14 protein-coding genes and 1 tRNA gene are annotated in these 13,373 nt (G+C 36.2%); 13 read left to right on the top strand and 2 right to left on the bottom strand.

Translation table 11 applies throughout. The features are described from left to right. The first annotated feature begins 56 nt into the window (after positions 1–56). Both mmsA and mmsB read left to right on the top strand, forming a co-directional pair. Positions 57–1,586: a multiple monosaccharide ABC transporter ATP-binding protein gene (mmsA, locus tag ACIFOT_RS22310; protein ID WP_430068004.1), complete on the top strand. Its 1,530-nt coding sequence runs from the start codon at positions 57–59 to the stop codon at positions 1,584–1,586. A 5-nt stretch (positions 1,587–1,591) separates the two neighbouring features. Then, positions 1,592–2,794, top strand: coding sequence for a multiple monosaccharide ABC transporter permease (gene mmsB / locus ACIFOT_RS22305; RefSeq protein WP_430068001.1), 1,203 nt, complete (start codon positions 1,592–1,594; stop codon positions 2,792–2,794). Between the two features lie 201 nt (positions 2,795–2,995). On the opposite strand, the gene ACIFOT_RS22300 is transcribed toward mmsB, so the two are convergent. Then, positions 2,996–3,077 (bottom strand) — tRNA-Ser (locus tag ACIFOT_RS22300). A 241-nt stretch (positions 3,078–3,318) separates the two neighbouring features. Here ACIFOT_RS22300 and ACIFOT_RS22295 point away from each other — a divergent pair. The 6 genes from ACIFOT_RS22295 (at position 3,319) to ACIFOT_RS22270 (ending at position 7,514) form a co-directional block, all read left to right on the top strand. Beyond that, complete coding sequence (locus ACIFOT_RS22295; protein ID WP_430067998.1) at positions 3,319–4,425, top strand: restriction endonuclease; 1,107 nt, start codon at positions 3,319–3,321, stop codon at positions 4,423–4,425. A 26-nt stretch (positions 4,426–4,451) separates the two neighbouring features. Continuing rightward, on the top strand, positions 4,452–5,264 hold the full coding sequence (locus ACIFOT_RS22290) for an abortive infection family protein (RefSeq protein WP_430067995.1): 813 nt from the start codon (positions 4,452–4,454) through the stop codon (positions 5,262–5,264). 94 nt (positions 5,265–5,358) lie between these two features. Then, positions 5,359–5,643: a DUF4359 domain-containing protein gene (locus ACIFOT_RS22285; protein WP_430067992.1), complete on the top strand. Its 285-nt coding sequence runs from the start codon at positions 5,359–5,361 to the stop codon at positions 5,641–5,643. Between the two features lie 109 nt (positions 5,644–5,752). Further along, positions 5,753–6,016 (top strand): helix-turn-helix domain-containing protein, encoded by a 264-nt coding sequence (locus tag ACIFOT_RS22280; RefSeq protein WP_430067990.1) that lies wholly within the window; start codon positions 5,753–5,755, stop codon positions 6,014–6,016. 299 nt (positions 6,017–6,315) lie between these two features. After that, the gene (locus ACIFOT_RS22275; protein WP_430067986.1) at positions 6,316–7,080 is read left to right on the top strand and encodes a hypothetical protein; all 765 of its coding nucleotides are present in this window, start codon (positions 6,316–6,318) and stop codon (positions 7,078–7,080) included. Positions 7,081–7,169: 89 nt separating this feature from the next. After that, a complete protein-coding gene (locus ACIFOT_RS22270) occupies positions 7,170–7,514 on the top strand; it encodes an HNH endonuclease (protein ID WP_430067983.1) in 345 nt (114 codons plus the stop codon). 510 nt (positions 7,515–8,024) lie between these two features. Here ACIFOT_RS22270 and ACIFOT_RS22265 read toward each other — a convergent pair. After that, positions 8,025–8,855, bottom strand: a complete 831-nt coding sequence (locus ACIFOT_RS22265) for a hydrolase (RefSeq protein ID WP_430067980.1) — start codon at positions 8,853–8,855, stop codon at positions 8,025–8,027. A 678-nt stretch (positions 8,856–9,533) separates the two neighbouring features. On the opposite strand from ACIFOT_RS22265, the gene ACIFOT_RS22260 reads away from it, so the two are divergent. From ACIFOT_RS22260 to ACIFOT_RS22240, 5 genes are all read left to right on the top strand, one after another. Continuing rightward, entirely contained in the window at positions 9,534–10,118 is a 585-nt protein-coding gene (locus ACIFOT_RS22260) for a recombinase family protein (RefSeq protein WP_430067977.1), read from the top strand. A gap of 160 nt (positions 10,119–10,278) precedes the next feature. Continuing rightward, positions 10,279–10,800, top strand: coding sequence for a recombinase family protein (locus ACIFOT_RS22255; RefSeq protein WP_430067974.1), 522 nt, complete (start codon positions 10,279–10,281; stop codon positions 10,798–10,800). A gap of 529 nt (positions 10,801–11,329) precedes the next feature. Continuing rightward, positions 11,330–11,509, top strand: a complete 180-nt coding sequence (locus tag ACIFOT_RS22250) for a hypothetical protein (RefSeq protein ID WP_430067971.1) — start codon at positions 11,330–11,332, stop codon at positions 11,507–11,509. A 211-nt stretch (positions 11,510–11,720) separates the two neighbouring features. Then, the gene (locus ACIFOT_RS22245; RefSeq protein ID WP_430067968.1) at positions 11,721–12,983 is read left to right on the top strand and encodes a hypothetical protein; all 1,263 of its coding nucleotides are present in this window, start codon (positions 11,721–11,723) and stop codon (positions 12,981–12,983) included. A gap of 106 nt (positions 12,984–13,089) precedes the next feature. Next, positions 13,090–13,356, top strand: a complete 267-nt coding sequence (locus ACIFOT_RS22240) for a hypothetical protein (RefSeq protein WP_430067965.1) — start codon at positions 13,090–13,092, stop codon at positions 13,354–13,356. The last annotated feature ends 17 nt before the right edge of the window (positions 13,357–13,373 follow it).

Below are 13,373 nucleotides of genomic sequence, written 5' to 3'. Positions count from 1 at the left end.
GTGTTTGATAAAGCACCACTAAATTATTTATACCATTATGAAGGTGTGGTGTTACAATGTCGGAGATTATATTGGAAATGAAAAGTATCACAAAAGAATTTCCGGGCGTTAAGGCACTTGAGAATGTTAATTTGAAAGTGAAAAAAGGAGAAATCCATGCACTGATGGGTGAAAATGGTGCCGGGAAATCTACTTTGATGAAGGTACTAAGCGGCGTTTATCCGTTTGGAACTTATAACGGCGATATTCTTTTTGAAGAAAAAACATGTGAATTTAAAGGGATTAAAGATAGTGAAGATTTAGGGATTGTTATTATTCATCAAGAGCTGGCATTAATTCCGGATTTATCGATAGCAGAAAATATTTTTCTTGGGAATGAACAGGCTACAAACGGCATCATCAACTGGAATGAAACCACGATAAAGACAAAAGAATTATTAACAAAAGTTGGATTGACTGAAAATCCACATACCTTAATCACGAATATAGGAGTGGGGAAACAACAATTAGTGGAAATTGCGAAAGCCTTATCCAAGCGGGTAAAATTACTTATTTTAGATGAACCGACTGCGGCATTAAATGAAGATGATAGTGAAAACCTGTTGAATCTATTACTTGAATTAAAGAAACAAGGCATTACCGCTATCATTATTTCACATAAATTAAATGAAATTTTAAAAGTGGCTGATTCGATTACCATTCTTCGTGATGGCCAAACCATTGAAACATTGGATGTCCATGGCGGCGGCATTACAGAAGAACGTATTATCAAAGGGATGGTTGGCCGAGATTTAACCAATCGCTATCCAAAAAGAGCGCCGAAAATAGGAGAAGTCATTTTCGAAGTGAAGAATTGGAATGCGTATCACCCCATGCATAGTGACCGTAAAATCCTTGATAATATCAATTTTACGATTAAAAAGGGTGAGATTGTTGGTATAGCTGGTTTAATGGGTGCGGGAAGAACGGAATTGGCTATGAGTATTTTTGGTAAAACCTACGGTCAGAAGATAAGCGGACAAATCTACATGAAGGGTAAAGAAGTTCATTTTAATAGTGTCAATCAGGCAATCAAAAATGGTTTGGCCTATGTATCGGAAGACCGCAAAGGAAATGGTCTGATTTTAATGGACGATATTAGAAAAAATATCACTCTTCCAAGCTTATTTAAAATCTCTAAAAATAATGTGATCAATGAAAACCAAGAAATCATCGAATCTGAAAAATTCCGCGAAAAGTTAAAAATAAAAACACCGAGTATTTGGCAGGAGGCCGGCAATTTAAGTGGCGGCAACCAGCAAAAGGTTGTATTAAGTAAATGGATTTTTTCCAGTCCTGAAATATTAATTCTGGACGAACCTACCCGTGGTATTGATGTAGGGGCGAAATTTGATATTTATACGATTATTAATCAACTGGCGGATGAAGGAAAAGGGATATTAGTCATTTCCTCTGAGCTCCCGGAAATCTTGGGCATTTGTGACCGTATCTATGTGATGAGTGAAGGCAGAATGACGGGTGAAGTTAACCGAAAAAATGCTAATCAAGAAAACTTAATGCAATATATGACAAAGACTAGGGGGTAAAGGACATGCAAACATTAGCAAGCCTGGCTAAAAAGAATAAGAAGCAATTTAGCATGACAAGCATGGCTAAAAAAAATATGAGGCAATATAGCATGATTATTGCTTTAATATTTATTATGCTGCTCTTTCAAATTTTAACGGAGGGTATTTTATTAAAGCCTTTAAATATTACAAACTTAATTCTTCAAAACAGTTATATTTTAGTTTTGGCAATTGGTATGGTGCTTGTGATCATTACGGGACATATTGATCTTTCCGTAGGTTCCATTGCCGCTTTTGTCGGGGCGATTTCAGGTATTTTAATTGTGCAGCATCATATGTCGACCTTCATGGCCATCATTATTTCCTTATTGATTGGTGCTATTATTGGAGCTTGGCAGGGTTTCTGGGTTGCCTATATGAAAATCCCCGCTTTCATTGTTACACTTGCGGGGATGCTTTTGTTCAGAGGGTTGACGATGATTGTATTGAAAGGGCAATCGATTGCTCCGTATCCAAAGTCTTTCCAAGGGATGAGTTCAGGTTTCATTCCTGACCTGTTTGGGGGTGGATCCATCCATCTTTTAACCATCGTTATTGGAATCCTGTTATCTATTATTCTCATTTTTTCCGAGTTGAAAAATAGAAGAGTTCAGCTGAAATATCAATTTGATGTACCTCCAACAAGTGTATTCGTTGGAAAAATAGTTGTTTTGGTTGGAATTATCAATGTATTTTCCTATGTACTTTCTACCTATAACGGTATTCCTAATATTTTAATTACGTTAGCGATTTTAATTCTTGCCTACACATTTGTTATGAGAAAAACAGTGGTGGGGCGTCATATCTATGCCATTGGGGGAAATGAAAAGGCAGCACTTCTTTCTGGTGTAAAAACGAAAAAAATGACATTCTGGGTATTTGTCAACATGGGTGCTCTTTCAGCCTTATCCGGATTAATCTTTGCTGCCCGTCTAAACGCTGCAACCCCTAAAGCAGGGAACCTATTTGAGCTCGATGCGATTGCCGCCTGTTTCATTGGCGGAGCTTCTGCTTACGGTGGTATCGGTACCGTCCCTGGAGCCATTATCGGTGGTCTTGTAATGGGAATCATGAATAATGGTATGTCATTAATTGGTCTAGGAATCGACTGGCAGCAGGCCATTAAAGGACTTGTTTTATTAGCGGCTGTCGCGTTTGATATTTATAACAAAAATAAAGCGTCTTAATAGTATGAAAGGGGCCAGTAATTTGCTGGCCCCTTTTGTTCGTATGGAAATCATGGGGAGTTCTAAACAGCAAAACAGCTGCTAATTTTACTATAGCAAAACAGCATACTATCCATTAAAGTCTTCAATTCATTTTCGGCAATTGTTATTGGCATACTTTAACAAAAATAAAAATCCTTGATATGAATCAAGGATTTTTGACGTCCCAAAGAGGATTCGAACCTCCGACCTACAGTTTAGGAAACTGTTGCAAGGATTAGCAACCTCGACCTAAACATGGGGAATCTCAATCATATCAAGTGTTTGAACTATTCATTCACAAAGTCGAGGACAGCCAACGTTCACTGTGAAGTCCCTCGTTCATATAAACCGTATCATTAAATTTTCTCGTTCATTATAACTTTTTTACAAATAAATCACAAGACAAGCTCTCTTATAAGGGAGCCTTTTTGTTTTAATAAAGCATTTCTGGTAAGTAACCTATGGTATTATTGTAATAGGAAGATTTTAGGGAGTTGAGAACGGTGGGCTTAATTACAAAGACAAAATTGTCAGAAGCAGTGGGTTGGTCAGAAAGCGGTGGCAGACGCTGGATTAACTTTTTTAAAGATTACATTCCACATACAAAAAAAGGGGATACAATTCTATACAATGATAATTCAGTCAAAGTTTTAAAAATAATAAAGCAGCTTAGTGAGAACGGTCTAACTCAAAAAGACATTCTTGAAATTATTAAAGAAAAAGGTATTCCAAAAGATATTACGGAGTTTAGTAGTATCTTTAAAAACGTAAATTCCAACTCAAGTGATTTACCTTTATCAAGAGAAATAATGATTCCATTTTTAAAGGTGATAAGTGACGGTAAAACTTATACTTCAACTTACATAACTGACGAATTAACAAAGGTTTTTAACCTTACAGAAGAACAAAGAACACGTTCTTACGAAAACGGTAAAGACTCTATTTTTATTACAAGGATAAGACAAGTAAGGTACAGTTTAAAGAAGTCAAATTACATAGAAGAAGTAAGTCAATCAACCTACCAAATAACACAAAACGGTTTATCCTTACTCAATGACAAACAACATGAAATTCAAGATGAAATTGAAGACATGGAAGAAGTAATTGACCCATTTGAAGTAATGGAAGACAAATTTGACGAGCTTAGGAAAGACTTAGCGAAGTCCATTATTCAACAAGTTAAAAAGGCACACTGGAAGAAGCTTGAACACATAATCGTTGAACTTTTAATGGCAATGGGTTACGGTGACGGTCGTATAACAGGTAAAACAAATGACGGTGGAATTGACGGTATAATTAAAGAAGACAAGTTGGGTTTAGATAACATTTATCTTCAAGCCAAACGTTGGGACAATTCCATAGGTAGAGAGTTGGTTCAAAGTTTTTCTGGAGCTTTGGACGACATGGGTGCAAAGAAGGGAGTGTTTATAACAACTTCCCATTTTACAAAAGGTGCAATTGAATACGCTGAAAGATTACAAAGTAAGAAGATTGTACTAATTGACGGAGAGGCCCTTGCAAAGCTAATGATTGACTATGATATAGGTGTAAACGTCAAAGAGAAGTTTGTTGTAAAAAAAATTGATTTTAGTTATTTTGACGAGGAATAACGATTAGGTGGAGGTACAATCAATCTATGCTTAGTAAACGGACAATCTATACTTTTTACGACTTACTTTCTGGTTATACGTCACTTGCAAGGATTCAAAAGTTATTTGAATGCGAAAACATATTTGAAGCTGAAGCTCATGTTTCCTCTTTAAGTGGTCAAAGAAGGTCTCTTGCAGATTCATATGTTTCCTCATTAAACTTAGATAATCCAAACGACTTAAGGAAACTATTTAATGTAGTCGAAATGTTATACACTGAATTTGAGGAGAACGAGTATTTTCTAAAAGATACTATTTGGAAGCAATTTATCAAATTGTTGGAACGTGACGGTTATTCGTTTGTGAATGGAAAAGTTCAATATGAGAACACCACATACATACCAAAGGAAATTGAAAAATTCACTGAAGTGTACAATATCGAACACGTTGAAACAGACTGGAATAGAGCATTGAACCAAGCAAAGACTGATCCAGAAGACGCAATCACAGCTGCGAGAGCTATGGTCGAAAGCACGTTAAAATGGATTCTTGACGACATTGGTGAAACTTATAAGGATACTGACAACTTGAGTCAATTATATAAGAAGGTAGCTCAATTGCTTAACTTATCTCCAGACCAACACGGAACAGAAATATTTAAGCAGATTCTTGGTTCAATAAATGGAGTAGTAACTGGTCTTGGGGCATTGAGAAATGCCTATGGTGACTCTCACGGCAAAGGAAAAGTGTATTATAGACCAAGTGAACGACACGCAAAATTTTCAATCAACCTTAGTGGAACACTTTGTATCTACTTGTTAGAAACCTACTTGGTCAATAAAGAAAGAAAAACTGGTTGAGCTTTCCATTATGGATAGCTTTTTCTTTTTGAATAAAACTATTTTCGCAAGGGTATTCTGTTGTCGAACTAATAAAAATAGAAGGTGGAACATTATGAGAAAACGCTACTTCATTGCAACAGCAATCCTTGTAGTCTGCTTATTCGCTTTTGCTTCAAATCCAACCAAAGCTGATTACGTTTCATTTGTTAAAGATGAAATAACGAGTGAGGGACACCCATTTATAGGAATGTTTACCTCTCCTTTAGTCAATACGTTTACTTCCAAACAGAACTATGTTCTGTTCTCGATATACAAGACCAAGTTTGAAGATAAAGGAGAATCAATGACAGCTGTTGGAGCCTTCAATAATTTTTATTGGATTAATTCACCTAAATAGTAACTGGAGACCTTCAATAATGGAGGTCTTTTCTTTTGTATTGAAACAAGTCCTCCTCGGCATATATTGATTACGAAAAGAAGTAATTCAAAATGAGAGGAGATTACCAATGGAACTTTACTTCAAATTCAAGTTGAAGGAACTGTTAGAACGTAAAGGTCTTCAACAGAAGGAACTTGCTCAAATGACTGGACTAAGAGAAGCAACAATTTCCGAACTTGTTAATGACACCAGAGGAGCATATAACAAGAATCATTTATTGACTATCATGGAAGCTCTCAACCTAACTGAATTGAGTGACTTACTAGAAGTTAGGAAGTACAATGAAAGCAGAAAATCGACAGGAGAATTTTATGAGGACAGTAGTTATTGAAATTTATTATTCTTCACTTGAGTTTGACCAGAAAGTCCTTCAAGCTGGAGAATTTCCACTGAAGGGAAGAACCAGAGAGACGTTGCTCTTTCATTCTGGAAGCAAATTAAGAAGGAGTCGTCACGGACTTTGGAATTGCTTAAGGTCATTTGTAACGGTGAGGAAATCACGGAATTAGTAAGAGAGAAGCTGTAACAGGTTTCTCTCTTTTTGTTTTAATAAAATACTTCCACGTAAATGGAAATAAGATTAAAATGAAATTATGGTAATCTTAGGAAAAAAGGAGGAGATTTTTTTATATGACGAATGTCTTATTTGATAAAAAGGGTAGACGGAAACCAATATACAATCCCACCGTTAAGGAACAATTTATTGAATACAAAGGAGTAAGTTATAAAGCCAAGTTGTTTGCGTTATTCCGTAAGAGTTACAGTATAGAGGAAAAGTTGAACAAAGATTTATATAAATTTAGCCTTGAAGAAATAGAAAACTTGTTTTCGGTTTTAAACTTAGTAAATGTTGTGAATACATACAACGCAATTAATTATTATCTTAGATATTGTGTAGAACAAGGGAAAATTCAAAATAATGTTTTGGTCACAGTATCTCCTCACCATTTTGAGGATTTTACAAATAATAAGAGATTGAGATTTTCAGAGGAAACTTTAAATAAATATATTTCACAATTGTACAATGTACAAGATAGGCTTTTATTAAGGTTGCTTTTTGAAGGAGTATATGGAGAAAATGGGAGTGAGCTACTTAATTTAAAAAAGTCCGATTTTCATAAAGAAACAAATATTTTAGAATTGAATTGTGATATAAACGGACAGCGAAAACTGAAGATTTCTAACGAATGTATGTATTTATTAGAGGAGTCCATGAAAAATAATGTTCGTTATTTTAATAATGGTGTAGTGGAAACTAACAATGGTATTCTTTACGAGCCTTATTGTAATAATGAGTACATTATTAGAAATATAAAGAAAAAAGCAAAAGATGAAACTAAACGAGCTGAAAGGAAACTAATATCAAATAGATTTTTGGATATGGAGATTACTTAGCTTCTTCTTTTAAGTTATTAGACGTAACAAATGTTGAAAAAGACATATTTGAGCAAAAGAAAAGGAAAACTGCTGTAAAATTTAAGAAAATGATTTTAGAAGCATATGACGGAACTTGTTCAATTACAGGTGAAACAACTGAAGCGGTTTTGGAAGCTTGTCACATTCAAGATTTTGTAAATGAAGGAAGCGACCATTATCAAAATGGAATACTACTAAGAGTAGACATTCACCGTTTATTCGATAAAGTCTTAATTCAAATAAATGAGGACTATACTGTTTCAGTATCATGTAAGGTAATTTCAGATTATTACCAAAGCTTTAACGGAAATAAGATTATGTTACCAAAAAATAAAAATTGGTACCCTTCAAAGGAAGCTCTAAGGTATCACATTGAGAATTATCCAAAAAAGCGAACCATTGGGACTGTTTGAGACAGTTCTTTTTTTTGTGATTCAAATAACCCAACAAGGACACGGTTTAATTCAATTCAATATTGAGGGAGTCAAAAAATATTAACAGTTTTATACTCAAAGTAATCAGCGTGGTTATACCTGTTTATTACCTTATCTAACTTTGAATAATTAAATATAATATTGATATTTTGAATTAAAAGGGAGCGAAGCGACAAATTCTATTTAGTTCTTTATTATTCTATTTAGTTCTTTATACTGTAAAGTTTTTGTCAGCGAGACCTATGTTTTTCTTACTCCGGTCTTAATGAAAGTTGTCAGTGAGAAGTCAAAAACTTTACTTCGGTTATTTTTACAAATTCTTTACTTCGGTGAGAGTAAATAAAAAAAGGAATCATTCCTCATTTTACTTTTTAGTAAGATAAAGAATGACTTCCTTAGTAGGTCGGTCTTTCCTAAACTATTCAAATAGACCAAGTATTATGCTGTCAGTTTAAAAAGTTAGATATAAGGGTCCTGGAGGTAATTCTCCTATCCTTCATGGGACCCAAACATTTCACCAGCGTATCTTACTCCTAGACCGTAAGCACCACCGTGTTCCATCGCAATTTGCAGTACTCCATTGTAGGTTTCCTTACGTGCCCAATCACGCTGTAGCTCTAACATATATTGCAGCCAAGTCATTGGAATTGCACCTGCTTGGAGCATACGTTCAACCGCCCTTTCATGGGCCTCTACACTTACTCCGCCTGAAGCATCAGCAATAAAATACACTTGATACCCTTGCTCGATTGCAGAAAGAACCGGGTCAACCAAACACACCTCGGTCCAAAGACCAGCCATGACGATTCTTCGTTTACCGTACGAATTGACTGCATTTATTACTTTCTGATCTTCCCATGGGTTCATCGTCGTGCGATCGATTGGTTTTTGGTCAGGAAAGACAGCTTGAATCTCTGTAAAGATTTTTCCACTAAAAGTTGCAGCGGAGACGGTAGTCAAAATGGTAGGAACTTTAAATAACTTGCCAGCTTTTGCTAGTCCGGTAACATTGTTACGCAACTCGGCAACACTATGTGATTTGACTGCAAAGGCCATTTGTGGTTGATGGTCAATTAACATTAAGATATGGTCAGTTGGAGTAACCAAACTACGGGCAGGTGTCGCCTTTGCCGGTACCCGATTATGTTCTATCTGTTCGCCGGAATAGTTATATGGTTGATAACCATAAGGTTGATAACCGTAAGTTGGATAACCATAAGTTGATTGATCATACGCACCATATGGTGTTCCTCCTGTGTTATGTCCATATGTCGATGATGCCTGGCGTTGATACGCCCCATTGTTTAATTGTTCGTTCACTTGATACACTCCTCAATTCTATAAAATATATTACTTTAGATATATATGCACAAGTTCATGTCTGGGAGTAAGTCCTGATTGCCCATTATCTACATAATTATAGGTAATTCTCGGGAATTGTAGGACTCTGTTGTAGGGACAGAGAGACCCTGTTCCACCCGTATTGTATGTCTTCAAGTTCAAATTTTGTTACGTAAGTTTTCAGAACCAGAACCAAGAGTAGAGAGGGGGAACAGGGGGTGGTGGTGGAGGGTCTAGCTGACTTGAATTCTAAAAATTTTGTACAGTAACTCTAATACCCAGTTGTAGAGATAGAGAGACCCAAAGGGGTGTTCAAGGGGTAAATGTTAAACAGTTTCACACTGTCAACTTCAATCAAAATAACGAGTATCATTCCAATCAGCTCAAGTCCTCATACCAGCACACTGGAGTCTCTCATTGCTTGTATTTGAACCTATTTAAACAGAAGACCAACAACGTTAATCTAACTGTTATCGTTCAACAGTAAGCCAATGTAAAGCTTACAGCATAGCTCATTGTCACACTGTTTCCAGTGTATCGTTTACCTAGTTGTGTTTCATATGGGTTTACCCTATTGAAACATTTTCTTGTTGTTGATATTATTGACTTAACAACGTCTCAATTAAATGTATCAAAATTAGAGAGGGGAAATGAACAATGACTGTGTACGGTTACGCAAGAGTAAGCTCTAAAGAACAGAACCTTGCGAGACAACTAACACAACTTAAAGAGTTTGGTTGTGAGAAAATATATGAGGAGAAGCTGAGCGGTGAACATACCGACAATAGACCTCAATTAAACGATATGCTTGAAAACCTCCAAGAAGGAGATACAGTCATTGTCACAGACCTCACTAGGATAACAAGAAGCACTCAAGACCTTTTCAATCTCGTCCAGATTATTAAGGACAAAGGAGCTGGCTTACAGAGTATAAAAGACACTTGGCTAAACACTTCAGACGACAATCCTTATTCTGAGTTCTTGCTTACAGTAATGGCTGGAGTTAATCAGCTGGAAAGAAAACTAATCAAAATGAGGCAACGTGAAGGTATTGCGCTTGCAAAGGAAAGAGGAGTTTATAAGGGAAGACCTAAGAAGTACACAGAGAAGAATAAAGGACTTCAACATGCTCTGGAACTGTTTAATGACCGTGACAACAACGGAATGACCGTTAAGGAAATTTGTGAAATTACAAAGATTAGCAAAGCTACATTATATCGAGAAGCAAAAGAACGGAGCTAACCTCAAGGTTGAGCTTCTTTTTTGTGCAATTGAATTTTTATTGAGGAAGGGAATAACACCATTTTCGTTATCGTACTATGATCTTAAATCAAAGTGTCAGGCATATACCTTATTAACCGTTAACAATACCAATTAGTCAACAAGGAATGGAGGGCTTTGAATGAAAATTGGGTATGCTCGTTGTTCAACAAAGGAAAAGAACTTGGACTTACAGTTAGACGCACTGGAGAAAGCTGGAGTTGAAAGAGTCTTTACTGAGAAAAAGTCTGGAGCAAAGAAAGACTTTCCAGTACTAGATTGTTGTCTTGACTTTTTATGCTCTGAGGACACACTCATTGTTTACAAGCTCGATAGACTTGCAAGTAATGTCAAACACTTAATTGATATTAGTAAGAAACTAGAGGAGATTGGAGTCAATCTGGTGAGCATTTGTGACTCAATAGACACAACAACTCCAGATGGAAAGGTAATGTTCAAAATGATTGGAGTTATCGCTGAAGTGGAAAGAACAAAAACTGATCTTGAGACAGACAGAGGAAAGATAGAGGTAAATCCAGAAGACTTTCCAAGTGCATTGGAGTTATATGACTGGGGTTGGTCAATGGAATTTATCACTGAAGCGACAGGAGTCAGTGAAGAAGAACTTAATAGAATGCTGAAAGAACTTTCTGAAAAAGGTTAACCACATTGGTTGACCTTATTTTTTTGCCTAAGTCATTGGTTCAATGAACATAGCAATTTTTTTAAGCTGTGTCCGTAAGTAGGTAGCAGCGGAATAATTGAGCTTTTTAGGACAGAATGTATACAATTTGTCAAGTAAATGTTCCTTAAGCAAAGTCTATTAATATACACAATCCCTAAGCTGACAATGGTTAGTAAGCACGTTCATGAATAATTCCAGTGTTTACATGTAAATAAAGTTGTTAGCTGCTTTTTTGTCTAAAATCTGACATTTTGTGTACTTCTCATTCTCACTAAAATGTTCACAATCACAGTGTACATAAGGATTCTCTTGAATGTGTGTTGGTCATTTTTTCATGTCATGTACGACAATAAATAAAAAAGTAAGTGAATAATTATTTTACGATCGTACTAACCAAATCTAAATTAATAGCTTTTCAAAAGACCTAGTTCCTAACGAGCTAGGTTTTTTTATTTGGTCACAAATGACAAGAAAGGTCGTTGGAGTCATTGGAAAGGAGGTTGAGGCAATGGATATTTGTAAATTTTGTTACTCGCACAACAACATGGAAATGAACATTGAATTAGTCATTGACTTCAAAGACAAGTTACCTCAAGGAATTACAAAAATTGAGTGTGACGAATGTGGGTACAGTTACGAGTACGAAAAGAAGATTGATAAAGTCACGGAAACGGTTGTCATTGAGTAAGAGGGAGCAAAGCTCCCTGCTCCCTTTGGGAGCCTTAATACACGATTCAATATTTATACTATTTTTTGACTTTAGGGGAAAATGGCTAAAACCCTTGATACGACTGGGTTTTCAGGGAATTTTAGCAAGTTTTAGTTGCTAACAAAGTGTCACGCTATAAATGTTCTCTCGTTGGACTAATTACCAAGATTAATTGAAAGGAGAATTGATAATGAAAGTTACAGTAATAGACGCATTAATGGGAACAGGGAAGACTTCATATGCTATCCAGCTAATAAATGAAGCACCAGCTTCCACAAAGTTTATATTCGTGACTCCTTTTCTTGACGAGATTGACCGTGTTATTGAAGCTGTACCTACTCGTAAATTCAAAGAACCGGACGTTAAACACGGTGAAGGACGTAAGCTAGAGTCATTGAAGAAGCTCTTAAAGGACGGAGCAGATATATGTACTTCACATGCTCTGTTCGCTATGGCTGACGAGGAAGTGAAAGAACTGCTTCAATATGAAAATTATGTACTTATCATGGACGAGGTAATGAGTCCTATAAGTCAAGTCAAGCTCAAGAAGAATGATATTGAAGTTATGTTGGATAGTAACTTGATTCATATTCACGAGGACGGGCAAGTTAAGTGGATAGCTGGTGAAGACCATCAATCAGGCTATGATACTATTAAGTATTATGCTCTGGCTGGTAACTTATATCGTTCTAATAAGACAACTTTCTTCTGGAACTTCCCAGCAAGTATTTTTGACATGTTCGAGCAAACCTTTATCCTAACTTACATGTTTGAGGGACAGCTTCAAAAGTATTACTACGACTATCATGGAGTCCAATATGAAAAGAAGTCTGTTATCCAAGAGTACGTCGTCCTAGACGGACAACAGAATGGACGTTACAAGCTTGTGGATTACTTCCAAGAGGACAAAAGTAAGTACAAAGACCTTATAAATATCTACGAAGGTGATTTAAACGACATTGGTGAAAAGGACTTCTCACTCTCAATGGGTTGGTACAAGAAAAGTTCTCCTGTCCGTCTAAAGAAATTGAAGGACGCTCTGTACAATTACTTGAGGAACTTACAAGGAGCAAAGTCTGACGAAATACTTTGGACTACCTTTGTCGATTACAATGGTGCATTGAAAAGTAATGGTTTCTCTAAAGGGACTGTAAAAAAGAAGAAACCAGACAAGTCAGGTAAGCATTGTTACGTTCCATTCTCAACACGAGCAACGAACCGTTACAAACATAAGTCTGTACTTGCTTTCTGTGTAAATCGCTTTGTTAATCCTAGTGACGCTGAATTTTTCGCTCAAAGAGGTATTGTCATTGACGAGGATATGCTTGCTTTATCCGATATGCTTCAATGGATATTCCGTTCTCGTATCCGTGAAGGTAAACCAATCGAAATTTATATTCCGTCAAAGAGAATGAGGACATTACTTCAAAAATGGTTAGACGGAGAAATGTAGTTTTAAAACTTTAAAAGTTATTTGTCACAAGAAGAGAATGACTCCGTTGGACTAAGTGTAAAAACCATATTCGTCCACTGGACGTAAAACGAGGAGGAATTTATTTATGAAAAAAGCATTACAATTTGGGGGAAAAGTATTTTATAAAGTTGGTACTGGTGCTAAGAAAGAGAAGTTCTACAATGAGGAGTCAAACAGCTTACTTGTTTTCTCTCCACTTTACAAAGGTGGAAACACTGACAGTGTTCTTGGTGCTTTAATGCCAGATATGGACGACTTCGTGGATAATTACCTAAGTGAGAATGAGAATGTGGTTGTTGAGTTGTACAAAGTCGAAGGAACTACTTCTGACTTCACTATCTTCGCTGACTGAATCGGCTACACTTAACT

This window comes from Neobacillus sp. NRS-1170, assembly GCF_050468025.1.
The sequence above is the reverse complement of the archived record's forward strand: the minus strand, read 5'-3'. Positions and strand labels throughout refer to the sequence as shown.

What these genes read in the sequence shown, in the direction of transcription:
- mmsA (WP_430068004.1), top strand. Translation starts at nt 57, where the DNA reads ATGTCGGAGATTATATTGGAAATGAAAAGTATCACAAAAGAATTTCCG.
- mmsB (WP_430068001.1), top strand. Translation starts at nt 1,592, where the DNA reads ATGCAAACATTAGCAAGCCTGGCTAAAAAGAATAAGAAGCAATTTAGC.
- ACIFOT_RS22290 (WP_430067995.1), top strand. Translation starts at nt 4,452, where the DNA reads ATGCTTAGTAAACGGACAATCTATACTTTTTACGACTTACTTTCTGGT.
- ACIFOT_RS22285 (WP_430067992.1), top strand. Translation starts at nt 5,359, where the DNA reads ATGAGAAAACGCTACTTCATTGCAACAGCAATCCTTGTAGTCTGCTTA.
- ACIFOT_RS22280 (WP_430067990.1), top strand. Translation starts at nt 5,753, where the DNA reads ATGGAACTTTACTTCAAATTCAAGTTGAAGGAACTGTTAGAACGTAAA.
- ACIFOT_RS22275 (WP_430067986.1), top strand. Translation starts at nt 6,316, where the DNA reads ATGACGAATGTCTTATTTGATAAAAAGGGTAGACGGAAACCAATATAC.
- ACIFOT_RS22270 (WP_430067983.1), top strand. Translation starts at nt 7,170, where the DNA reads ATGATTTTAGAAGCATATGACGGAACTTGTTCAATTACAGGTGAAACA.
- ACIFOT_RS22260 (WP_430067977.1), top strand. Translation starts at nt 9,534, where the DNA reads ATGACTGTGTACGGTTACGCAAGAGTAAGCTCTAAAGAACAGAACCTT.
- ACIFOT_RS22255 (WP_430067974.1), top strand. Translation starts at nt 10,279, where the DNA reads ATGAAAATTGGGTATGCTCGTTGTTCAACAAAGGAAAAGAACTTGGAC.
- ACIFOT_RS22250 (WP_430067971.1), top strand. Translation starts at nt 11,330, where the DNA reads ATGGATATTTGTAAATTTTGTTACTCGCACAACAACATGGAAATGAAC.
- ACIFOT_RS22245 (WP_430067968.1), top strand. Translation starts at nt 11,721, where the DNA reads ATGAAAGTTACAGTAATAGACGCATTAATGGGAACAGGGAAGACTTCA.
- ACIFOT_RS22240 (WP_430067965.1), top strand. Translation starts at nt 13,090, where the DNA reads ATGAAAAAAGCATTACAATTTGGGGGAAAAGTATTTTATAAAGTTGGT.